This is a genomic window from Yersinia proxima, from assembly GCF_902170785.1.
GTDB lineage: Bacteria > Pseudomonadota > Gammaproteobacteria > Enterobacterales > Enterobacteriaceae > Yersinia > Yersinia proxima.
In genome coordinates, this window is record NZ_CABHYG010000017.1 from 494,785 (window position 1) to 516,255 (window position 21,471).

The following is a 21,471-nucleotide window of genomic DNA, read 5'->3' on the forward strand; positions in this document are numbered from 1 at the left end:
CGCATTGATAAACATGGAGAGTCATTTATGAAGATTTTTAAAACCATTTCAGCTTTATGCGTTGCAATGATTATGGCGATGGCAATATCTGCCTGCGCTCCTACAGCAAAATCGGAAGGAACCGGTGGTTATATTGATGACACAGTGGTCACCACTAAAGTGAAATCAGCGCTGTTGGGTGAGAAAAATCTGAAATCGACTGAAATCAGTGTTGAAACGTTCAAAGGGCGGGTTCAGTTGAGTGGTTTTGTTAGCTCACGTCAGGATGCCAACCGTGCAGTACAGATTACCCGTAGCGTACCTGGGGTGAAATCTGTTAGTGATCAGATGCTGATCCGCTAATCACCTGTGGATAAGCACATCTTATAGTCCGGAAACTGGCGGGGCGACTGCACCGATGGGCACTCCGACGGCTTACGCCGTTACGACCCATTCGGTACATTTCCCCGCCTATTGATGCTAAAAACGAAAGATATTAGCCAAAGTCATTGGTGTGACAGCAAGGCAGCCAGCAAACGCATCCCGATGAGCTGACTCCGGTCAGTGATTCGGGTAAGTAAGTGCAGCTAACACCGCTGTAACGCCAAGGACGAAGGATAATCAGAAACGATAACCGGCACCAAACATAAACACCCAAGGATCAAGGCGGGTATGAATACTTTGCTCCTGGCCATTGGCTTTGAATTTCACGTCAGTTTCGATATTCATCCACCAGACAGACATATTCACCATCCAGTTTTCGCTCACCATGTAATCCAGACCCGCCTGACCCGCCACACCCCAAGAATCTTTTACACTCAAATCCGTCAATCCGGCAGAAGCGCCGGTATTGTTGAATTTTTCATCAAAGAAGGTGGTGTAGTTCAGACCAATACCCAAATACGGGCGCAGTTTGTCTTGTTTGTCGCGAAAATAATATTGCGCCATTAATGTTGGTGGTAGTTGCTTAACTTCAGCAATATCCCCAGTCGGCCCAAGCCCTATTTTATGGCGAAAAGGAGTAGCAGCCAGCAATTCCACACCGATATTATCGGTAACCAGATAACTGAAAGTCAGGCCCAACTGAGTATTGTTATCTGCTTTGAAGGAACCATAACCTAATACATCATCAGACCCGGCATTGGGTCTGACTGTTGCCGTCCCTGCCCGGAAAATATAATCGCCTGCTTGATGCGCACTTACCGCAGTCGATGCCAGAGTTGCTACGGCTAATATTGCCAAAGTGACTTTTTTCATTATCCATTCCATTTGTAGGTATATTCGCGGACAGAATATACCCACAAATGAGTATTCATGATCCAATCGAGATCACATCTTTAGTAACAATTTAAATAAATCCTAATTTAAGTAAGGTTATTTAATTCCTTAATAATATTGAAATTGATCTGGATCATAAATAGCCGTTTACACCAAATTGTGCTTCCGGCCATTGCTGAAAAAGACAACAGTTGTCATGCTGCTATGCTTGGATGTTGTATGTGTGAAATCGTGATCGGTTGGCTGTTTACTTGGTAAGGAGCAGTAGATTCAAGATGAGCGCTGAAATTAATCCGTGTGTCAGTTGTGGTGCCTGCTGTGCCTATTTTCGAGTCTCATTTTATTGGTCGGAGGCCAAAGATGGCGGCGGTACAGTTCCCTCCGCGATGACCGAGCAGGTCACCCCGTTTATTAGCTGCATGTGCGGCACTAATGGTAAATCTCCCCGCTGCATTGCCCTCCAGGGCGAGGTCGGCCAGTCTGTTTCTTGTTCAATCTACACCGACCGCCCACCTCCCTGTCATGAATTTGAGCCATCAGGAGAAGCGGGTATTCATAATCCCTATTGTGACCGCGCCCGCGCCCATTACGGCTTGCCACCGTTACCTGTTGATAACATCGAGGTAATTAGATTAGAAGAAATCAGCCGTTGGCCAATGACAGGATCCCACAGCGCACCATAACAAGGTATAATCATCGGCTAAGCGCTATTTTTTCGATCCCAAGGAGTTTTCATGCCTATCACGGCTAACACTTTATACCGTGACAGTTTTAACTTTTTACGTAATCAACTAGCCGCCATTCTGTTACTGGCGCTACTGACTGCGTTCATTACCGTCATGCTGAATCAGGCCTTTATCCCTGATACTGAACAACTGAGTATTTTAAGTTCCACAGAAAGTGATTTTGCGTCGTCAGGGAATATCAGCATTACGGAGTTAGTGGCACAACTCACACCAGAGCAGCAGATTATTCTGCTCAAAGTGTCTGCGGCGGCCACCTTTTCTGCATTAGTGGGTAATGTATTGTTAGTCGGTGGCATGCTGACACTGATTTCTATGGTTTCTCAAGGCCGTCGTGTTAGCGCATTGCAGGCAATTGGTATTTCACTGCCTATTCTACCCCGCTTGCTGTTGCTGATGTTTATTGGGACGCTGTTAATTCAGTTGGGAATCACTCTGTTTATCGTGCCGGGTATCATTATTGCCGTCGCGCTTTCGCTATCGCCGGTTATCGTGACCACGGAAAAGATGGGTGTTTTCGCCGCAATGAAAGCGAGCATTAAATTAGCCTTTGCCAATGTTCGGTTGATTATTCCGGCGATGATGTTGTGGATCGCAGCCAAACTGATTTTGTTATATTTGGTCAACCATCTGACGGCGTTGCCGACCCCTATTGCCAGTGTGGTTTTAGCGTCTCTGAGCAATCTGGTTTCTGCATTATTGCTGGTGTACCTGTTCCGCTTATATATGTTATTGCGCCCAACCGACGTTACTGCGTAAACGTCGGTATCGATAAAACAACCAAGGGCCGTAATGGCCCTTGGTTGTTATTTGAAATTGTTGTTATTTGGCACTCAACAGATTTAAACCCTATCCTCCATCAACCGATTTCGGGTTCGGCTTCAGGTTCTTGTTTCTCGGGTTTTTGTTTCTCTGGTTCTTGTTTCTCAGCTACCCGCTGCTTACTTTGAATCAGCTTGAGAGCCAGATACAAATCGGGCACCAAAACCAGATCATCATCATGGCTTTTGAACTTATTAATCCGGAACCAGCGTGTCAATTCAGTGCGTCGCCCAGCTAATATCAGCTTAATATTACGCTGCTTCAGATCGCGCTTAAGCTCATCTATCGCAGCCAACACACTGATATCAGCATAAGTAAAGCTGGCTACCGCATCAATCACCACCCAGTCAGCGGGATGTGGCGTGCTATCAACCAGATTCAAAATACGTCGTTTGAAGTAGGCAACGTTGAAATACGTTAGCGGTGAGTTAAAGCGGTAAATCATAACGCCGGGCACAGGTTTAATGCCGTTACCACTGCGCATAGAATGGATCATGCCATCAGCATTAATCCCCAATAACTGCTCTGTTGGACGAAATACCGTGCGTAAGAATTGCAATAACCCCAACAACACCGCCAAACCAATACCACTAATCACGCCGACTAAAACAACACTAATGAAAGTAAAGATCGCCAGATAAAAGGCCTGAGTATTACGTTTACGTAACTGCCATAAACTTCTGAACCCGAGTAAAGACCAGGCGGCATAAATCAGCACTACACCCAAGGCTGCGATGGGAATAAATTGCAGTGGACGAGTTAAAAACAGTAATACCATCGCAATAACCAACGCGGCAATAATAGATACCAGTTGGCTCTTACCATTATTGGCATCATTCACGGCAGTTCGGGTACTCGCTCCACTGATAGCAAAACCCTGCGAGAGCGCGGAGACAATATTGGTGACACCAAGCGCGCGCAGCTCGACATCGGCATCCACTTCGTAGCCATTCTTGGCGGCAAAACTACGGGCGGTCAGCATCATACTGACAAAACTGACCACCGCCAGGTTGAGTGCCGGGATAACCATGTCACGCAACAAGCCCGGTTGGAAATCAGGCCAATGTACCATCGGCAAACCACCGTCAAACCCACCGACCACCGCGACACCAAACTGCTGCATATTGGCAGCCCAAGAGACAAAGGTCGCGATGACAATGGCTAACAACGGCGCAGGCCAGTTGGGCCGTAACCACTTAACACCGTACAGCACGACAAAGGTCAGTAATGAAATGGCAACCGTGGGTAAATGGCTGTTGATTAAATTATGTGGCAGAGCCAGCACTCGCTCAATCAATTGAGGTGGGCGGGTCATAAAACCAAATACTTTGCCCAACTGATCAACAATAATGGTGATCGCCACCCCATTAAGCAGGCCGGTCAATATCGGTCGCGATAATAAATCAGCCAAGGCCCCGAGCTTAAAACGGCTGGCCACCAGACACCATGTCCCCATCATCAGTGTCATCATGATAGTCAGTTGCCAGTGAACCTCGCTGTTCCCCGCCGCTAACGGTGCTACCACCGCAGCGATAACCGCGCAGGTCGCCGCGTCAGGCCCAACAATCAATTGCCGTGAGGAGCCAAAAAATGCGTAGGCAATCATCGGCAGAATACATGAATACAACCCGACTGCAGCGCTAACGCCAGTCAATTCCGCATAGGCGATAGCAATGGGCAATGCCACTGCAGCCACCGATAACCCTGCCCTCATATCTGGCTTGAGCCAGCCACGTTCATACGCCATTAATTGGGTCAAACCCGGCATCCAATACCGGAGTGATTTTCTCTGCATACTAACTCCACCAAGTTTTAACCCAATATCTGTTGCTTATCATGCTGGGTTAATACCGAACTGGCAATATACTGACAAAATCTGTTACTTGTTTATCGTAAGTTTCTGCAAATTCCGCTGGCAGAGCGCGCATTCCGACAGATAATTAAGGATAATAGTGTTTTGCCGCAAGTACCCTCACCTCACTGAATCCGGTATAGTCAGGCGGTGTATAAATTATGGATTGATTCATGAAGCAACTTTTAGATTTTCTCCCATTGGTCGTATTTTTCGTTTTCTACAAGATGTATGACATTTTTGTCGCATCAGGGGCGTTGATTGTCGCAACATTACTGGCGCTGGCCTTTACCTGGGTCAAATACCGCAAGGTAGAAAAAATGACGCTGGTCACCGCCATTATGGTGCTGGTGTTCGGCACCTTAACGCTGGCATTCCACAGCGACTTGTTTATTAAGTGGAAAGTGACGGTGCTGTATGTATTATTCGCCGTCGCCTTATTAGTTAGTCAGTGGTTTATGAAAAAACCATTGATTCAGAGGATGCTTGGCAAAGAACTGACGTTACCCGATGCTGTCTGGTCAACGTTGAACATGTCTTGGGCGGTATTTTTCCTGATCTGTGGCTTGTTGAACATCTATGTGGCGTTCTGGTTACCACAAGATATTTGGGTCAATTTCAAAGTGTTTGGCTTAACCGCCCTGACGCTGATATTCACACTTATCAGTGGCGTTTATATTTACCGACATATGCCGGAAGAACAGAAAAAGTCATAATTTAAATAGCAGGCAGAGATGACCCAGGAACAAATATCACCTCGCGGTGAACGGTTATTACCTAGCGGTGAACAAGTATTGCCCAACGGTGAATTGGTACTTCGCACCCTTGCGATGCCCGCCGATACCAATGCCAATGGCGATATTTTTGGTGGCTGGTTGATGTCACAAATGGATATTGGCGGTGCTATTCAAGCTAAAGAGATAGCCCACGGCCGAGTGGTCACGGTAAGAGTTGATGGCATGACCTTCCTCAAACCTGTTGCGGTGGGTGATGTGGTTTGCTGTTATGCCCGCTGCATCAAGACAGGACGTAGCTCTATTACCATCAATATTGAAGTATGGGTGAAAAAGGTCTCTTCCGAACCTATTGGCCAGCGCTATAAAGCCACTGAAGCAGTATTCACCTATGTGGCCGTTGATGATATTGGCAAAGCCCGAGCCTTACCCGAAGGTAGCCGAAATTTTGAAGTAGGCGCAACGCAATAGTTGCCATTTGATTGATGTCAAATGTCAGATGTCAAAAGGGTCGCTTCAGCAGCGACCCTTTTTATTGCAACGTGGATATTGCCGAACACCAATATCACTACTGCCTTAATCCATTTCCGTGGTGCCGCCAATTTTGAACACCACTGTGGTGACATAATCCTTGGCTGCAACCGCTTCAAAACGCCACTTGCGCATCACCTGTTTCACTTCACGCTCAAAGGTATTACGCGGTGTCGCTTCCAGGATACGGACGTTAGTAACACGACCATTTTCGTCAATGTCATATTGCACTTTAACCTGCCCTTCAACCCCTAACGCCAGGGCTCTGGCGGGATAAGTCGGTTTCGCCTTACTCAGGGCTTTTGGCCCAGTAGATGTTGACACACCCGGCACCGATGCTTTTGGTGCTGATTTAACCGGAGCATTGGTAGAAACCAGTGCAGGCTCATCCGATTTGAACGGTTTGTCATCCGGCGGAGCTACTGTCTTTTTAACATCCGGCTTTTTCACTTCCGGTTTTTTAACTTCTTTTTTCACCGGTTTCGGCTTTGGTTTAGGTTTCACCGGTTCAGGGATAGGTACAGGCACCGGTTCTGGCAGCACTTCAGGTTCGGGTGGTGCTTCTTCGATAGGCTCTGGTTCTGCCTGCGGCTCTGCCGCTGCTGGCTGTGGTGCCGCGAAGGTATCTATATTAACCATCGTGACCGCGATCGGCGCATCCTCTATCTCTGGCTGTATTCTCATTTGCTCTACAGATACATACAGCAATGCCGCAATTACGCTGCCATGTATACCTACTGAAAATGCGAGTGGCCATGTAAGCCGTCGACCCAAGAAAAATTTATTTAGCTGCATAATAATTCAGTGTCCTCTAATGCAGCTAAGTTTAAATGCAAATAGCAATCATATTCAATACGCAGTTGCAAACTATCTTAGCGATAGGTCTTAAATGATGCTTTAAACGGCAATATCAACCAAATAACACTTTCCATTTACGCCCGGTTATCATTTTATCTCATTATAAATTACCGGTGTACTCGCTTGAAATCGCAGATATCCCTCTTCTCACAGCTTATTGAATTTATGGATGGAACATGGTGTTATGGATATTGAACACACCTCATCATATTGAAGCATATACCCTAAATAATTCGAGTTGCAGGAAAGCGCAATTGAAGTATGGCGGGTAAGAACATTTAAAGGTGAAACATGCTGTATATAATCTTTGCGACCGATATCCCTGACTCACTAGAGAAGCGCTTGTCAGTGCGCCCGGCACATCTGGCTCGCTTACAAGCATTGCAAGATGAAGGCCGTTTATTGACTGCTGGCCCAAACCCAGCCATCGACAGTGCCGATCCCGGTACTGCCGGATTCACCGGCTCTACCGTGATAGCTGAGTTTGCTTCGCAGCAAGAGGCCGAGGCTTGGGCTGAACAAGATCCTTATGTGGTCGCTGGGGTCTATCAATCAGTTATCGTAAAACCCTATAAGCGCGTATTTTGATTCACCTGCGTATTACATGTCTTTAATCATCTTTACTTATAATTACCGAGAATTAATGTCTAATTGAGTATCGATTATAATATCGAGACAATAAGCCATTTTGTTAAATGCGGAGATGAAGACTATGCAGTGTCCAGTATGCAAAGATACCCAACTGGTTATGTCTGAACGTAAAAGCATTGAGATTGACTATTGCCCAAACTGTCGTGGTGTTTGGTTAGATCGCGGAGAGTTGGATAAAATTATCGAAAAATCAACTGAGAGTGCTCCTGCTACATCTTATTCTGAGCCCAGAGATAACACACGTGACAGCTACGGGTATTCAAAACCTAAGCATTACAAAAAGAAAAGTTTTCTTTCAGAGTTATTTGATTAAGCCTCCCGTAAACACACTGATTCCCATGAAGATTATACGCCTGTTATCAGGCGTATTTGCTTTTGGTGTTACTGCCTCACCACCCACTAGACTTTGTAGTGTTTCAACCAATGTTCTTCACAGGCGTCCACCGCTTTATCCAGCATATGTGCTGGTGATTTCAATATCATATGGTCTTTTCTTACCCAAACAGGATAAGTATGTTTGCCGGCAGCAATGACCTGTTCAACATAAATAGCAGCGTGATAAATCAGCTCAGATTCTTCACAATAGATCTCATATTTATACAGCGTCGGACTGGATTTCAAATCCCCGAAGAATACTGTTTTAGCTAACTTATATTGAGACATTAACTCTAGCCTTTACTGGTGTAGGGATTATATCATCCGCTCAACCGCACCATATAACTGTGATATTCACAGCAAAAGCCCACCTAAGTTAATGTCCTGGCGACAAAAATGACTTTCCCTTGCCAAGTGATATCTCACCGAACATTAAAATGTTCATATTGCAGAGGAAGATGGCGCACCTCATCCAGTGGGCACGAACTGAACAAGTAACCTTGCATGGCATCAACGCCGATGTCAGCAAGTTGACAATACTGCATATGAGTTTCGACCCCCTCAATAACAACATTCTGACAATGTTCACGTAAACGCGTCACCAGGTTATCAAAGGTGACACTACCCGCCCACTGCCAGTAAAAATGTTTATCAATTTTTACACACTCAAAAAAACCACTGGCTGCCGCAGCAAGGTGAGCATTACCACTACCAAAGTCGTCTAACCACAGGGAATATCGTTTAGCCAGCTTACTTAATAATGCGTTCCCGGCACCATCACCGAGGTTAGGGAAACTCTCCATTATTTCCAGTCGGATAAAAGGCATTGAGTCCAACAGTGATATGACATCATCGTCATTCAATACGGCGTTTGTCATATCAAAATCTATATTTATTGAGAGTATTATTTGGTGTTCAATAAACCAATTCTGCTGATTTTTGACTTCACATAATTGAGCATGTAGCAACTTAGCCTTCGTCTGAGCATTAAGTTGATGTAAGAAGCGCTCAGTATAAATAGGCGATTTAAAAGAGGTTGTCGTAAACCGACTCAATAACTCTACAGCAAGTAACTTACCGTCATGCTGGTAAACAGGCTCACAGATAAAAGTGCAATCAACTGCAATGTTTAGTCTGCTATCCACAGTAAAATCCTTTTATTTGATTAGAACAGCAGTATTGATCAATTGATAAAATTGATCAATTTTTTATTATTGATCACTAAAAACGATAAATGATATTGACATGAAAAAATAAAATATAGAACAACTCATTGATAGATAAGAAAGTATCAGATAAACATGATGATTATCATGTTTATTATTCAATAATCATTTGTTTCACCAGGGAATGGTCGCCTCGAACAACCCTACAGTAACACCCCTGAAACTGAACGATTAGAACGAAGCGACCTAATATATAGGGTAGCGCGATCTCATTCTGATGTGAAATAAACTGCCAAAGGACTATTTTGCCCCGTTTATTATTAATATGAACATCAGAATCATCGCATTTTGCTAATTTAGGATAGGTGTAATTTTTCTGCGAGGAAATGCGAAATTTAAAGTGGAAAATATTATTGCCAGATTGCCAATCAATATCACTATGTTAACAATGTTATGTCAATAATCCGTATGGAGGAATGTATTGTGCAAGATGTTTGCAGGTAAAAAATTAATAATCGGCATATCGTGGCTAGAGTGAAAACAAAAACAGCCTCATAACGAGACTGTTTTTACAACCCTCACCGCGCATTACCACTCATAAGCCACAGTAAACAATAGCGACCTACGATGCTGATGCTCGTGGAGCTGCCGGATACCATAGATATGGCGATAACGCCGTGATTGACCTTCAAGCCAGCGACTTTTTCGACGCTGATTTTGCCGCAACATACGCCAGCGGCCTACCTCATTCTTACTCCGTCTCATGAAGCTATTCTTCCAAAGCTGAGAACCGAACTATTATAAACTTTTCATCTGTTGCGCCAAGTCATCGTCGGACAAAAAAGTATGTTTAACCTTAAATCGTATCGCTGCGATGTGGTCAAAACAAAAAATGCCAACTATATAGTTAAGGTCTCCTTGCAAGTCCTTTAGCTTAAAAGACTTTATCCGGTAATATATCCGATTAAAGGTTTCGCCTTTGCCATACTGTGCGTACACTCTTTAGTGACCGTTTGTGAACAGGATTTCCGCCCTTATGACAACATTTTATACCGTAATCAGTTGGCTCTCAGTTTTTGGCTATTGGTTGCTTATTGCCGGGGTCACGTTGCGTATTCTCATGAAACGCAGAGCCGTTCCTTCGGCCATGGCATGGCTACTTGTTATCTATATTCTGCCGTTGGTGGGAATCATCGCTTATCTCTCATTCGGTGAGCTGCATCTCGGTAAGCGTCGAGCTGAACGCGCCAAAGCCATGTGGCCGTCTACCGCGCGCTGGCTCAGTGAGCTGAAAGATTGCCAACATATCTTTGCCAGCTCAAATAGCGAGGTGGCAACCCCGTTATTCCAACTGTGCGAACGTCGCCAGGGCATCAGCGGCGTTAAAGGCAATCAATTACAGTTATTGACCACCACCGATGACACACTAAAAGCCTTAGTCCGTGATATCGAGTTGGCTCGCCATAATATAGAAATGGTGTTTTATATCTGGCAACCGGGCGGCTTGGTTGATCAGGTCGCTGAATCTCTTATGGCTGCGGCACGGCGCGGTGTCCATTGCCGACTGATGCTGGATTCTGCCGGTAGCCAACAATTCTTCCGTACCCCCTATCCTGCCATGATGCGCAACGCCGGAATTGAAGTTGTCGAAGCACTTAAAGTGAATGTCTTCCGGGTATTTTTGCGCCGGATGGATTTACGCCAGCATCGTAAGGTCGTATTGATTGATAATTATGTCGCTTACACCGGCAGCATGAATATGGTTGACCCGCGCTTCTTCAAACAAGACGCTGGCGTCGGTCAATGGATTGATATGATGGCGCGTATGGAAGGCCCGGTGGCGACAACCATTGGCATCGTCTATGCCTGTGACTGGGAAATTGAGACCGGTAAACGTATTCTGCCGCCACCGCCAGATACCCATATCATGCCGTTCGAAGAAGAGAGCGGCCATACTATTCAGGTGATTGCCTCTGGCCCGGGCTTCCCTGAAGAGATGATCCACCAGGCGTTATTAACCGCCGTATATGCGGCACGTAAACAGTTGGTCATGACTACGCCGTACCTCGTGCCAAGTGATGATTTGCTGCACGCTATCTGTACCGCCGCGCAACGTGGTGTTGACGTCAGCATTATCGTTCCGCGCGATAACGACTCAATGATGGTGCGTTGGGCCAGCCGTGCTTTCTTCTCCGAGCTACTTGATGCCGGGGTTAAAATTTACCAATTTGAAGGCGGTTTGCTACACAGCAAAAGTGTTCTGGTCGATGGCCAATTAAGTTTGGTGGGAACAGTGAATCTGGATATGCGCAGCTTATGGTTGAATTTTGAAATCACGCTGGTGATTGATGATGACGGTTTTGGCGCAGATTTGGCACAAGTTCAGGATGATTATATTGCTCGCTCGGTATTATTAGACGGCGAAAAATGGAATAAGCGCCCACTCTGGCATCGCGTAACTGAAAGATTATTCTACTTTTTCAGCCCATTCCTGTGATCAGTGGGAAAGCTAACCATTACCTCATTGTAGATTCTCTGAGTTATTCGCTTTCAATAGCATAATAATTGTAAAAGCAGCATAGAGAATGTTTTAATGTGCGCAATCTGTAAATGACAAATGGGAATCAGCAAATGGACCTTAATAATCGCCTGACTGAAGATGAAACACTGGAACAGGCTTACGATATTTTTCTGGAACTGGCAGGTGATAACCTCGATCCAGCAGATATTTTACTGTTTAACCTTCAGTTTGAAGAGCGCGGCGGTGCTGAGTTATTTGATCCGGCTGAAGATTGGCAAGAACATGTCGATTTTGATCTAAATCCGGACTTTTTCGCCGAAGTTGTCATTGGTCTGGCTGATAGCGATGGTGAAGAGATAAACGATGTGTTTGCTCGTGTTCTACTGTGCCGTGAAAAAGATCATAAACTTTGCCACATCTTGTGGAAAGAGTAACCAGCACCCCACCCACTGCTTAGCTTAGGCAGCAGCTTGATCAAGCTGATGTTTGTCGCTCGTGTACTATACCCAATAAAAAATCTACCCAATAAAAAATCCCCGCTGATTTATCTGGCGGGGATTTTTGCTATCAGACTATTAATATCTGAATAAAGGCATCATAGCGGGTCGACCTTCAGGCAAGAAACCGCATGGCGGAAGCTCCCCTCCAATAATGGGCGAGTTTGTGCACACTCTGGCCCAGCGATTGGGCAGCGGGTACGAAAAACGCAGCCAGATGGCGGATTAATGGGTGACGGTAGCTCCCCCTCCAGCAACTGGATCACTTTCGCCCTTTCTTTATCTGGGTCAGGGATAGGTACGGCCGACATCAATGCTTTGGTGTAGGGATGCTGAGGATTATGGTAAACCTCATCATAAGTGCCAAGCTCTACCGCATGCCCCAGATACATCACTAATACCCGGTCAGAAATGTGTTTTACCACCGCCAGATCATGTGCGATGAAAATCAGTGACAGCCCCATTTCACGTTGTAATTGCTGTAACAGATTTACCACTTGCGCCTGAATTGATACATCCAGTGCTGATACCGGCTCATCGCAAATAACCAGTTTCGGTTCAAGGATCAACGCGCGAGCAATCCCGATACGTTGGCACTGACCACCCGAGAATTCATGAGGATAACGGTTGATTAAGTTAGGCAGTAACCCCACTTTCAGCATCATGGCTTTAACTTTATCTTTAACTTCCTGACGCGGCATTTTGGGATGATAAGTCCGCAGTGGTTCAGCAATGATTTCACCGATAGTCATTCGCGGATTTAATGATGCCAGTGGGTCCTGGAATATCATCTGGATATCGCTGCGCGTCTCACGCCACTGCGCATCACTCATGTTAAGTAAATCTTTACCTAACCACGCCACACTGCCGCCAGTCGCTTTCACCAAACCAATAATAGCGCGGGCAAAAGTTGATTTACCGCAACCAGACTCACCCACCACTCCTAAGGTTTCACCTTCGTACAAACGCAAGGTGACGCCATCGACAGCTTTGAGGGTTTTTGACGGCTGCCAGAACCACTGTTTACCATCCTGAATATCAAAATGGACTTTCAGGTCAGCCACTTCTAATAATACTTTTTTCTCTGTCATGGCATTCATACTAATTCCCCTACTGGCTTGTAGCAGGCACGTAAACGGCCATCACCAAAATGCTCTAATGCTGGAGCGGTGCTACAGCTCTCCATTGCATACTGGCAACGAGGCTGGAATGGGCACCCTTTCGGCAAGCGCAGTAAATTGGGTGGATTACCCGGAATAGTCATGAGAGATTCACCTTCAGCATCAAGGCGAGGCACTGCATTCAGCAAGCCAATAGAATAAGGGTGACTCGGATGATAAAACACATCCCGCGCCTGACCATATTCCATCGTTCTGCCTGCATACATCACCAGAACTTTATTACAAATACCGGCAACTACCCCAAGGTCATGGGTAATCATAATGATCGCCGTATTGAACTCATTCTTAAGTTCATTCAGCAACGTCATGATTTGAGCCTGAACAGTCACATCCAGTGCTGTTGTCGGTTCATCCGCAATCAACAGTTTAGGACGACACAGCAACGCCATAGCTATCATCACGCGCTGACGCATTCCTCCTGAAAATTCATGCGGATACATACGCATACGCTTCCGCGCTTCAGGCATTTTTACCGCATCAAGCATGCGAATTGACTCTTCAAAGGCCTCACTCTTACTCATCTTTTTATGCAATTGCAGCACTTCCATTAGCTGCTCACCCACGCGCATATAAGGATTCAGGGAGGTCATTGGGTCCTGGAAGATCATTGAGATCTCTTCTGCCCGTAAACGGTTCAACTGCTTTTCGGGTAAATTGAGGATCTCACGGCCATTAAACTTCGCCGAACCCCCTATCCGACCATTACTGGCCAGCAGCCCCATCAATGCAAATGCTGTTTGGGATTTACCTGAGCCTGACTCGCCCACAATACCCAGCGTTTCACCGGCGCGCAGGTCAAAATTAAGCGCGTTTACCGCAGTCACATCACCGTCGGGTGTGCCGAATGTAACGGTCAGGTCTTTGACATCCAACAGAACCTTTTGCTGAACAGCAGACTGATTATCAATAGTCGTCATAGTGCTACTCCTCAGCGATCTTTCGGGTCGAGGGCATCACGTAAGCCATCGCCGATAAAGTTGAAACAAAACAGTGTGACCACCAGGAAACCGGCAGGAAACATCAATAACCAGGGAGAAACTTCCATCGAGTTGGCACCATCACTGAGTAATGCGCCCCAACTACTCAGCGGCTCTTGCGTCCCTAACCCTAAGAAGCTCAGGAATGATTCAAACAAAATCATGCTAGGAACCAGTAACGAGGCGTACACCACCACCACGCCCAATACGTTTGGCACGATATGGCGCAACACAATATTACGCGTGGAAACACCGCCCACCAACGCAGCTTCGATGAACTCTTTGCGTTTCAGACTTAATGTTTGCCCACGCACAATACGCGCCATATCCAGCCAGGACACCATACCGATCGCAACAAATATCAGTAAAATATTCTGACCAAAGAAAGTCACCAGCAAAATGACGAAGAACATGAAGGGGAATGAGTTAAGAATTTCCAGCAAACGCATCATCAGTGAGTCGACTTTCCCACCCAGATAGCCTGATAGCGATCCATATAAGGTGCCAACCACCACGGCAACCAAGGCCGCAGCAACACCCACCATCAATGAGATGCGTCCACCAATCGCTACGCGTACCAATAAGTCGCGACCTGATGAATCCGTACCAAAGTAGTGTCCGGACTCAAGATCGGGTGCCGCTGACATCATGCCCCAGTCGGTATCGGCATAGGAAAACTGCGCTAACATCGGGGCAAAAATGACAAATAAAGTAATTAACATCAGGATCACCAAACTGGTGATCGCCGCGCGGTTATGAACAAAGCGGCGGCGGGCATCCTGCCAAAGGCTACGCCCTTCAACTTCCAGTTTTTCACTGAAAACTTCCAGAGCTTCGCTATTTTTCTTGCTCAACATAATTGGCGTGCTCCAGTGCTAGTAACGGATTTTCGGATCGATAACGGCATATAACACGTCAACAATCGCATTGAATAAAATGGTTAATGCGCCTACCAAAATGGTCAGACTCAGGACCAGTGAGTAATCGCGATTTAACGCTCCGTTGACAAACAACTGACCAATACCTGGCAAACCAAAAATGGTTTCAATGACCATTGAACCGGTGATAATGCCAACAAATGCTGGCCCCATATAGGATAAGACAGGTAACAACGCAGGCTTTAACGCATGACGTAATACAATCGTTCGCAGTGGCAAACCCTTGGCCCGCGCAGTACGAATAAAGTTGGAATGTAAAACTTCAATCATGGAGCCACGGGTAATACGCGCGATACTGGCGATATAAGCCAATGACAGCGCCACCATCGGCAAAATAATAAATTTCGGTGCACCGCCGTTCCAACCACCACCCGGCAGCCATTTTAATATAATGGCGAAAACCAGCACTAATAAAGGTGCCACAACAAAGCTCGGAATAACCACTCCGGTCATGGCAAACCCCATGACGGTATAATCCCACTTGGTATTTTGGTTCAACGCAGCAATAACCCCGGCACTGACGCCTAAAATTACCGCCAGTAGGAATGCCGCAAGCCCCAGTTTTGCTGAAACTGGAAACGACGCTGAGACCAACTCATTGACCGTGTAGTCTTTGTATTTAAATGAAGGCCCAAGATCACCTTGAGCCAGTTGACCCAAGTAATTGAAATACTGTTTATAAACTGGGTCATTGAGGTGATATTTTGCCTCAATATTCGCCATCACTTCGGGTGGAAGATTACGTTCGCCAGTGAATGGGCTGCCTGGGGCGAGACGCATCATGAAGAATGAGATGGTGATCAAAATAAAAAGTGTCGGAATTGCTTCCAGACAGCGGCGTAGAATAAATTTTAACATTGCCTGTACCTTTAGCCTTTTTGAATTATCAAGCAATAAGGGCAGCACGCAAATTAAGCGGCTGCCCTTAAGATATTAGTGCTTGATAATATAAAGATCTTTAACGTGCATATTATCCAGTGGATCTTTACCGGTATAACCACCGACATAAGGTTTCACTAAACGGGCATTCACGTAATAGAACAACGGTACAATTGCAGAGTCTTTATCCAACAGGACTTCAGCTTGTTGATACAAGCCGGCACGCTCTTTCTCGGTTTGAACTTTCAGCGTATCACCAATCAGCTTATCAAACGCCGGGCTCTTATAATGCACGGTGTTGTTGCTGCTATCAGATAGCATCATATTCAGGAATGAAGAAGGTTCGTTATAGTCAGCACACCAGCCGGCACGAGCGACATCGAAAGTCCCTTGATGGCGGGTATCCAGGAAGGTTTTCCACTCTTGGTTTTCCAGCTTAACGTCAACACCCAGGTTTTTCTTCCAGATAGATGCCGCCGCAATGGCCAGTTTCTTATGCAAATCTGAAGTGTTATATAACAGGTTGAATGTCAGTGGTTTATCTTTAGTGTAACCGGCTTCAGCCAGTAACTTTTTAGCCACTTCATTACGTTTTTCTTGTGTCCAACTGAACCATTCTGGAGGTGTCAACTCGGCACCACTGGTGTATGGCGGAGTGAAACCATAAGCCGGTAAATCACCCTGGTTTTTCACTTTGTTGACAATGATATCGCGATCCATACCCAGTTTCAGGGCTTCACGGACACGGGCATCAGTGAATGGTGCTTTTTGGTTGTTGATTTCGTAGTAATAGGTGCACAGATAGGGGTCAACATGCACTTCTTGTGGGATCTCTTTTTTCAGTTTCTGGAATAATTCGATCGGCATGTTGTTATACGTCATGTCGATTTCACCGCTGCGATAGCGGTTAACGTCAGTCACTTCAGAAGAGATTGGCAGGTATGTAACTTGATTAATAACGGTCTTCGCATTATCCCAATAGGTTGGGCTGCGCTCTAACACAATACGTTCGTTAACGACCCAATCTTTCAACTTATAAGCGCCGTTACCGACAAAGTTTTGTGGTTGCGTCCACTTCTCGCCAAACTTCTCAATAACTGTTTTGTTCACCGGAGACATAGAAGGATGAGCTAACAATTTTTCCAAATAAGGAACCGGCTCACTCAACGTCACTTCTAAAGTATGGTCATCCAGAGCTTTTACACCCAAGGTATCAGGTGATTTTTTACCGGTGATAATATCGTCAATATTAGCGATATGCGCATATTGCACATAGCTTGCATAAGGAGAAACAGTTTTAGGATCAGCCAGGCGCTGCCAGCTATAAACAAAATCTTGTGCCGTTACAGGGTCACCATTTGACCATTTAGCATCTTTACGAATATGGAAAGTCCATACTTTAAAGTCTTTATTGTCCCAGCTTTCCGCTGCACCGGGCAGGATCTTGCCGTTAGGATCATTAATAACCAATCCTTCTAACAGATCACGAGAGATATTTGATTCAGGTACACCTTCGATTTTATGTGGGTCTAATGACTGAGGCTCGGAACCATTATTGCGAACTAAAACTTGCTTCTCCGCCAGTTGTACGCCTGCGGGTACATTGGCTGCAAAAGTATTGCCTACAACCGTCATTCCCAAGGCAGCCACAATGCCTGCAGCCAGGAGACTTTTTTTCGTGATGTTGGTCATGCTTATATCTACTCCAGTTTTTATTATTGCATCGCCCTATCGTCAGGCGAGCTTCACCTTTAAAAGGTATTTGTCAATTACATCGCACGGGGAACGAATCCGGCCATGTAATACCCTATATGTATTAACATCAGACGAAAATTCGTACTGTGTTATACATTCCTACTACCCTGTTTGTTTTCCTAAATACTTTATGAGACGACTTCTACTGCTAACCGCTTTTTCACTACTGTAATTTACGGATATAAAGATTTTTTAAATCAATCAAGTCTTGTGGGTCTTTACCGCTATATCCACCCACGGTTGGCCTAATAAGCCGTACACTGACACGGTAATATACCGGCACCATCGCTGAATCCTTGTCCAACAAATTCTCTGCTTGCTGGTACAAAGCGGTACGGGCTTTAACATCAGGTGCGGCCAACGTTTTGGCTAATAATGCATCAAACTCTGGATTTTTATAGAAGAAGGTATTATTGCTACTGTCTGATAACAGCATATTAAGGAATGCTGTTGGTTCGTTGTAATCGCCACACCAGGTTGCTCTGGCAACATCAAACTGGCCCTGATGACGACTTTCTAACGATGTTTTCCATTCCTGATTCTGTAAGGTCACAGTAGCACCGAGATTCTTTTGCCACATAGATGCAGCAGCAATAGCTTGTTGTTTATTTTGATCTGAGGTGTTGTAGAGCAAATTAAACTTTAATGGGTTCTCAGCATTAAAACCGGCTTCAGCAAGTAATTTTTTCGCCTCGGCATTACGTTTTTCCTGTGGCCAACTTGCCCACTCAGGTAAAACAAAATTAGCGCCCTCGGTAAATGTTGGGGTAAAGCCATAAGCAGGGATCTGCCCTTGCCCCATAATTTTGGTGGCGATAATGTCGCGATCGAGCGTTAACTTAATCGCTGTTCTGACCCTTGCATCAGTGAACGGTGCTTTTTCATTATTAATTTCGTAATAAAAAGTACAAAGATACGGGCTGACATGAACCTGCGCTGGCAGGTCTTTCTTCATTTTGGCAAACAGATTGGGAGGAATGGCGCTGTTAGTAATATCAATTTCACCACTACGATAGCGATTAATATCACTCACTTCAGAACTAATCGGCAAGAAAGTCGCTTTATTGATGACTGTTTCTTTATTATTCCAATAAGTCGGACTGCGTTCGAGCACAATACGCTCATTAACCACCCAGTCTTTTAATTTATAAGCGCCATTGCCGACAAAGTTTTGTGGCAGCGTCCATTTATCACCATATTTTTCAACGATATCACGCTTCACCGGCTTCATTGAGGTGTGTGACAACATGCTAATAAAGTAAGGGACAGGTTCGGTTAACGTAACTTGCAAGGTTTTGGCATCTAATGCTTTTACCCCTAGCTCATCTGGCTTTTTGACACCTTTTAGCACCGTGTCAACATTCTCAATTTGGGCATACTGCAAATAACTGGCGTAGGGAGAACCTATTTTAGGATTGGCCAAACGCTGCCAGCTATAAACAAAGTCCTGCGCCGTGACGGGTGTGTCATCACTCCACACTGCGTCATCACGCAGATGGAAAGTCCAGACTTTATAGCCGTCATTATCCCAATGACTTGCGACGGCCGGAATGATATGACCGTTCGCATCATTACTCACCAGCCCTTCCAGCAGATTCATAATAATATTGGTTTCAGGATTGCCCTCGACCTTATGTGGGTCTAAAGAAGCAACTTCGGAGCCATTATTAATAGTAATACTCTGATCTAGCGCTAATTCCACTCCAGGAGGAACTGCTACTGCCATTGATCCAGCCGAAAAAGATAAACCCAAAATAGTGCCAATTATTGCCAGAGGTCGCTGTTTAAACTTTATTTGCATTTCTAACCGCCCTTTTATGAGACTTGTGATGTTTTTCTCAAGGTTTTGCGTCAATCTGCCGCCAACAACGACTAGCAATAACTATTCCAAAAATAAAAATTACGCGTCAGTTTTATTGAAAAAACAAGAAATCTCTCGCTATGGAGTTGTCCGAAAACTAACAGAAGCCGAAATCTGACGCCAATAATTTTTACAGAAATGTTAAGCAATTCTCTTTTTCAATCGGGTACTAACGATAGTAACTCATTATATTAGCATTCGAGTCAAGCCGTAATCCATTGAATTTATTGGTTATATATAATAACGATTTTAAATTTACGGCAAAAATTATGTTCAAAAACAGCAGAAAGAAACATAAAGTTAACATTTTTACCGTTACCAGAATAAACACCTATTCATTGCAGTGTAATCACTAATAACATCTAGATAAATTCAGCACAAGCCCTACAGAATGATGTGAGCATTTTAACAACAAATAGCGTATTTAATTTAATCGGACGGCTAATCAGCCATTTATTAAAGGTAAACAAATAGGCCTTAAGCCAAATTATTTGTGCAGAGCAACTATTAATGCAGCATTTGAGTGCAATAGATTAAAGTTCATTCATTATTTGCACCAAAATAATGCCTGATGACTTAAATATCATGCTAATGGCAAGAAAAAGGCCACCGGTAATAAACAGGTGACCTTTTAACTATGATGAAGGCGGAATTATGATGAGTTGTCTTCGCAGGGATTAAAGCAATCCGGGGAAAATTGCCTTGATACCAGTCACTATGAATTCGATACCCAATGCCATCAGCAGTAAACCCATAATACGTGTAATCACGTTAATACCGGTTTGACCGAGTAATCGCACCAATAGTGGTGCAGCCCGGAATAATAACCAGCAACAGAATGCAAAAAGCGCAATCGCGACCGTTAACCCGAGCAAGTTTTGCCAACTGTGGTAACGAGAACTCCAAACGATAGTTGAACTAATAGCACCCGGCCCGGCCATCAAGGGTAATGCCAATGGGACGACACCAATACTTTCGCGCACCGCAGTTTCTGTTTTTTCTTGTTTGTTCTGCTTATCTTCACCAAGTTTGCCGCTGATCATCGACATGGCAATACTCACCACCAAGATCCCACCAGCAATACGGAATGAATCAATAGAAATACCAAATATTTTCAGGATGGCATCGCCAAGGAACAGAGAGATCCATAGAATAATCGCCACCGACAGATTGGCTGTCAGGTTAGTTTTATTCCGCCCCGCTGCTGCCTGATAGCTGGTCATACTGATAAATACCGGCAAAATACCCACCGGGTTCACCAGCGCAAATAAGCCAACAAAAAACTTGATGTAACCTGAAAGGTCCAACAGAGATTGACTCACACATCACTCCGCGAAATTGCTCGTAAATACATCACAGATATCAGGTCATTATACTGAATGCCCCGAGACAACACATCTTATGGTTAAGTTGGGTAAATTTGCAGTGCACATAATAATGTCCTCAGTACCGCTCAGACCTTCATGGCCCAAATGCCTGACAACAGTTCTTTTCACTGAAAATCACCCTTAGGACGTCCCCCAATAGATGTGCGCGCTAATGTAATAGAATTAGTCATAGGAATCCATGGAATAAACCAGCATTTATGCATGGTTAATTATTACCATCTAAAATAACTAATATTGTTAATATTCTGTGGTGTTAATGATGATTTAACGTCATGATTTATCGTTTCATTTGCGTTAATGATAATTACTCTCAACTAATAATTGCTGAATGGTGTCAGCTTAACGATTTTGTGATTTAAATCACGAAAAACATACCTAAGAATAGTTAAGCTCAGAGCCGTGGTAGAAAGTCACTCTGTTGGAAAATAGCGTATCAGGGTTGAAAATAGTTCGTTTTCCCCCACTTTATTCCTAGTGTACTTAAA

Annotated in this window: 22 protein-coding genes; 9 read left to right on the forward strand and 13 right to left on the reverse strand. The window is 44.8% G+C overall.

Annotation, left to right across the window (positions count from 1 at the left end; all coding sequences use genetic code 11):
* Positions 1–27: 27 nt before the first annotated feature.
* Positions 28–342: a BON domain-containing protein gene (locus tag FTB31_RS18485; protein WP_050075566.1), complete on the forward strand. Its 315-nt coding sequence runs from the start codon at positions 28–30 to the stop codon at positions 340–342.
* A 258-nt stretch (positions 343–600) separates the two neighbouring features.
* Here FTB31_RS18485 and ompW read toward each other — a convergent pair whose 3' ends face one another.
* Entirely contained in the window at positions 601–1,236 is a 636-nt protein-coding gene (gene ompW, locus FTB31_RS18490; RefSeq protein WP_005164191.1) for an outer membrane protein OmpW, read from the reverse strand.
* Between the two features lie 296 nt (positions 1,237–1,532).
* On the opposite strand from ompW, the gene FTB31_RS18495 reads away from it, so the two are divergent.
* Together FTB31_RS18495 and FTB31_RS18500 are read left to right on the forward strand one after the other, a co-directional pair.
* Complete coding sequence (locus FTB31_RS18495; RefSeq protein ID WP_175631696.1) at positions 1,533–1,940, forward strand: YkgJ family cysteine cluster protein; 408 nt, start codon at positions 1,533–1,535, stop codon at positions 1,938–1,940.
* 51 nt (positions 1,941–1,991) lie between these two features.
* Positions 1,992–2,759 carry a YciC family protein gene (locus FTB31_RS18500; RefSeq protein WP_050075564.1) on the forward strand — a complete coding sequence of 256 codons (768 nt, stop codon included), beginning with the start codon at positions 1,992–1,994 and terminating at the stop codon, positions 2,757–2,759.
* 100 nt (positions 2,760–2,859) lie between these two features.
* On the opposite strand, the gene FTB31_RS18505 is transcribed toward FTB31_RS18500, so the two are convergent.
* Positions 2,860–4,617 carry a SulP family inorganic anion transporter gene (locus tag FTB31_RS18505; protein ID WP_050075563.1) on the reverse strand — a complete coding sequence of 586 codons (1,758 nt, stop codon included), beginning with the start codon at positions 4,615–4,617 and terminating at the stop codon, positions 2,860–2,862.
* 230 nt (positions 4,618–4,847) lie between these two features.
* Between FTB31_RS18505 and FTB31_RS18510 the strand changes: the two genes are divergently transcribed.
* Together FTB31_RS18510 and yciA are read left to right on the forward strand one after the other, a co-directional pair.
* The gene (locus tag FTB31_RS18510) at positions 4,848–5,390 is read left to right on the forward strand and encodes a septation protein A (protein WP_050075562.1); all 543 of its coding nucleotides are present in this window, start codon (positions 4,848–4,850) and stop codon (positions 5,388–5,390) included.
* Between the two features lie 18 nt (positions 5,391–5,408).
* Positions 5,409–5,879: an acyl-CoA thioester hydrolase YciA gene (gene yciA, locus FTB31_RS18515; protein WP_077174767.1), complete on the forward strand. Its 471-nt coding sequence runs from the start codon at positions 5,409–5,411 to the stop codon at positions 5,877–5,879.
* Positions 5,880–5,984: 105 nt separating this feature from the next.
* Here the strand turns inward: yciA and tonB are convergent, their stop codons facing one another.
* Positions 5,985–6,734: a TonB system transport protein TonB gene (gene tonB, locus FTB31_RS18520; protein WP_050075560.1), complete on the reverse strand. Its 750-nt coding sequence runs from the start codon at positions 6,732–6,734 to the stop codon at positions 5,985–5,987.
* Between the two features lie 354 nt (positions 6,735–7,088).
* On the opposite strand from tonB, the gene FTB31_RS18525 reads away from it, so the two are divergent.
* Entirely contained in the window at positions 7,089–7,385 is a 297-nt protein-coding gene (locus FTB31_RS18525) for a YciI family protein (protein WP_050075559.1), read from the forward strand.
* Between the two features lie 124 nt (positions 7,386–7,509).
* Positions 7,510–7,761 carry a TFIIB-type zinc ribbon-containing protein gene (locus FTB31_RS18530; protein ID WP_050075558.1) on the forward strand — a complete coding sequence of 84 codons (252 nt, stop codon included), beginning with the start codon at positions 7,510–7,512 and terminating at the stop codon, positions 7,759–7,761.
* Between the two features lie 86 nt (positions 7,762–7,847).
* Here the strand turns inward: FTB31_RS18530 and FTB31_RS18535 are convergent, their stop codons facing one another.
* The 3 genes from FTB31_RS18535 to FTB31_RS18545 form a co-directional block, all read right to left on the reverse strand.
* The gene (locus FTB31_RS18535) at positions 7,848–8,111 is read right to left on the reverse strand and encodes a hypothetical protein (protein WP_050075557.1); all 264 of its coding nucleotides are present in this window, start codon (positions 8,109–8,111) and stop codon (positions 7,848–7,850) included.
* 134 nt (positions 8,112–8,245) lie between these two features.
* Positions 8,246–8,968 carry an EAL domain-containing protein gene (locus tag FTB31_RS18540; RefSeq protein ID WP_077293829.1) on the reverse strand — a complete coding sequence of 241 codons (723 nt, stop codon included), beginning with the start codon at positions 8,966–8,968 and terminating at the stop codon, positions 8,246–8,248.
* Between the two features lie 609 nt (positions 8,969–9,577).
* Positions 9,578–9,754, reverse strand: a complete 177-nt coding sequence (locus tag FTB31_RS18545) for a YciY family protein (protein ID WP_072081612.1) — start codon at positions 9,752–9,754, stop codon at positions 9,578–9,580.
* Between the two features lie 271 nt (positions 9,755–10,025).
* Here FTB31_RS18545 and cls point away from each other — a divergent pair, with 271 nt between their 5' ends.
* Complete coding sequence (gene cls, locus FTB31_RS18550) at positions 10,026–11,486, forward strand: cardiolipin synthase (protein WP_050075554.1); 1,461 nt, start codon at positions 10,026–10,028, stop codon at positions 11,484–11,486.
* A gap of 134 nt (positions 11,487–11,620) precedes the next feature.
* Positions 11,621–11,944: an HI1450 family dsDNA-mimic protein gene (locus FTB31_RS18555; RefSeq protein ID WP_032819973.1), complete on the forward strand. Its 324-nt coding sequence runs from the start codon at positions 11,621–11,623 to the stop codon at positions 11,942–11,944.
* Between the two features lie 161 nt (positions 11,945–12,105).
* Here FTB31_RS18555 and oppF read toward each other — a convergent pair whose 3' ends face one another.
* The 7 genes from oppF to FTB31_RS18590 form a co-directional block, all read right to left on the reverse strand.
* A complete protein-coding gene (gene oppF / locus FTB31_RS18560; protein ID WP_077174769.1) occupies positions 12,106–13,107 on the reverse strand; it encodes a murein tripeptide/oligopeptide ABC transporter ATP binding protein OppF in 1,002 nt (333 codons plus the stop codon).
* Positions 13,104–14,105, reverse strand: coding sequence for an ABC transporter ATP-binding protein (gene oppD, locus FTB31_RS18565; RefSeq protein WP_050075552.1), 1,002 nt, complete (start codon positions 14,103–14,105; stop codon positions 13,104–13,106). The genes oppF and oppD overlap by 4 nt, the downstream gene beginning before the upstream one ends.
* A gap of 11 nt (positions 14,106–14,116) precedes the next feature.
* Entirely contained in the window at positions 14,117–15,025 is a 909-nt protein-coding gene (gene oppC, locus FTB31_RS18570) for an oligopeptide ABC transporter permease OppC (RefSeq protein WP_050075551.1), read from the reverse strand.
* Between the two features lie 15 nt (positions 15,026–15,040).
* Positions 15,041–15,961, reverse strand: coding sequence for an oligopeptide ABC transporter permease OppB (oppB, locus tag FTB31_RS18575; protein WP_005164166.1), 921 nt, complete (start codon positions 15,959–15,961; stop codon positions 15,041–15,043).
* Positions 15,962–16,036: 75 nt separating this feature from the next.
* Entirely contained in the window at positions 16,037–17,674 is a 1,638-nt protein-coding gene (gene oppA / locus FTB31_RS18580; RefSeq protein WP_050075550.1) for an oligopeptide ABC transporter substrate-binding protein OppA, read from the reverse strand.
* A gap of 226 nt (positions 17,675–17,900) precedes the next feature.
* Positions 17,901–19,538, reverse strand: a complete 1,638-nt coding sequence (locus FTB31_RS18585) for an ABC transporter substrate-binding protein (protein ID WP_227731685.1) — start codon at positions 19,536–19,538, stop codon at positions 17,901–17,903.
* A gap of 737 nt (positions 19,539–20,275) precedes the next feature.
* A complete protein-coding gene (locus FTB31_RS18590) occupies positions 20,276–20,920 on the reverse strand; it encodes a YchE family NAAT transporter (RefSeq protein WP_050075548.1) in 645 nt (214 codons plus the stop codon).
* Positions 20,921–21,471: the final 551 nt, after the last annotated feature.

What these genes read in the sequence shown, in the direction of transcription:
- FTB31_RS18500 (WP_050075564.1), top strand. Translation starts at nt 1,992, where the DNA reads ATGCCTATCACGGCTAACACTTTATACCGTGACAGTTTTAACTTTTTA.
- FTB31_RS18495 (WP_175631696.1), top strand. Translation starts at nt 1,533, where the DNA reads ATGAGCGCTGAAATTAATCCGTGTGTCAGTTGTGGTGCCTGCTGTGCC.
- FTB31_RS18510 (WP_050075562.1), top strand. Translation starts at nt 4,848, where the DNA reads ATGAAGCAACTTTTAGATTTTCTCCCATTGGTCGTATTTTTCGTTTTC.
- FTB31_RS18585 (WP_227731685.1), bottom strand. Translation starts at nt 19,538, where the DNA reads ATGCAAATAAAGTTTAAACAGCGACCTCTGGCAATAATTGGCACTATT.
- oppA (WP_050075550.1), bottom strand. Translation starts at nt 17,674, where the DNA reads ATGACCAACATCACGAAAAAAAGTCTCCTGGCTGCAGGCATTGTGGCT.
- cls (WP_050075554.1), top strand. Translation starts at nt 10,026, where the DNA reads ATGACAACATTTTATACCGTAATCAGTTGGCTCTCAGTTTTTGGCTAT.
- FTB31_RS18555 (WP_032819973.1), top strand. Translation starts at nt 11,621, where the DNA reads ATGGACCTTAATAATCGCCTGACTGAAGATGAAACACTGGAACAGGCT.
- FTB31_RS18485 (WP_050075566.1), top strand. Translation starts at nt 28, where the DNA reads ATGAAGATTTTTAAAACCATTTCAGCTTTATGCGTTGCAATGATTATG.
- oppD (WP_050075552.1), bottom strand. Translation starts at nt 14,105, where the DNA reads ATGACGACTATTGATAATCAGTCTGCTGTTCAGCAAAAGGTTCTGTTG.
- ompW (WP_005164191.1), bottom strand. Translation starts at nt 1,236, where the DNA reads ATGAAAAAAGTCACTTTGGCAATATTAGCCGTAGCAACTCTGGCATCG.
- oppB (WP_005164166.1), bottom strand. Translation starts at nt 15,961, where the DNA reads ATGTTAAAATTTATTCTACGCCGCTGTCTGGAAGCAATTCCGACACTT.
- oppF (WP_077174769.1), bottom strand. Translation starts at nt 13,107, where the DNA reads ATGAATGCCATGACAGAGAAAAAAGTATTATTAGAAGTGGCTGACCTG.
- FTB31_RS18530 (WP_050075558.1), top strand. Translation starts at nt 7,510, where the DNA reads ATGCAGTGTCCAGTATGCAAAGATACCCAACTGGTTATGTCTGAACGT.
- yciA (WP_077174767.1), top strand. Translation starts at nt 5,409, where the DNA reads ATGACCCAGGAACAAATATCACCTCGCGGTGAACGGTTATTACCTAGC.
- tonB (WP_050075560.1), bottom strand. Translation starts at nt 6,734, where the DNA reads ATGCAGCTAAATAAATTTTTCTTGGGTCGACGGCTTACATGGCCACTC.
- FTB31_RS18535 (WP_050075557.1), bottom strand. Translation starts at nt 8,111, where the DNA reads ATGTCTCAATATAAGTTAGCTAAAACAGTATTCTTCGGGGATTTGAAA.
- FTB31_RS18545 (WP_072081612.1), bottom strand. Translation starts at nt 9,754, where the DNA reads ATGAGACGGAGTAAGAATGAGGTAGGCCGCTGGCGTATGTTGCGGCAA.
- FTB31_RS18505 (WP_050075563.1), bottom strand. Translation starts at nt 4,617, where the DNA reads ATGCAGAGAAAATCACTCCGGTATTGGATGCCGGGTTTGACCCAATTA.
- FTB31_RS18525 (WP_050075559.1), top strand. Translation starts at nt 7,089, where the DNA reads ATGCTGTATATAATCTTTGCGACCGATATCCCTGACTCACTAGAGAAG.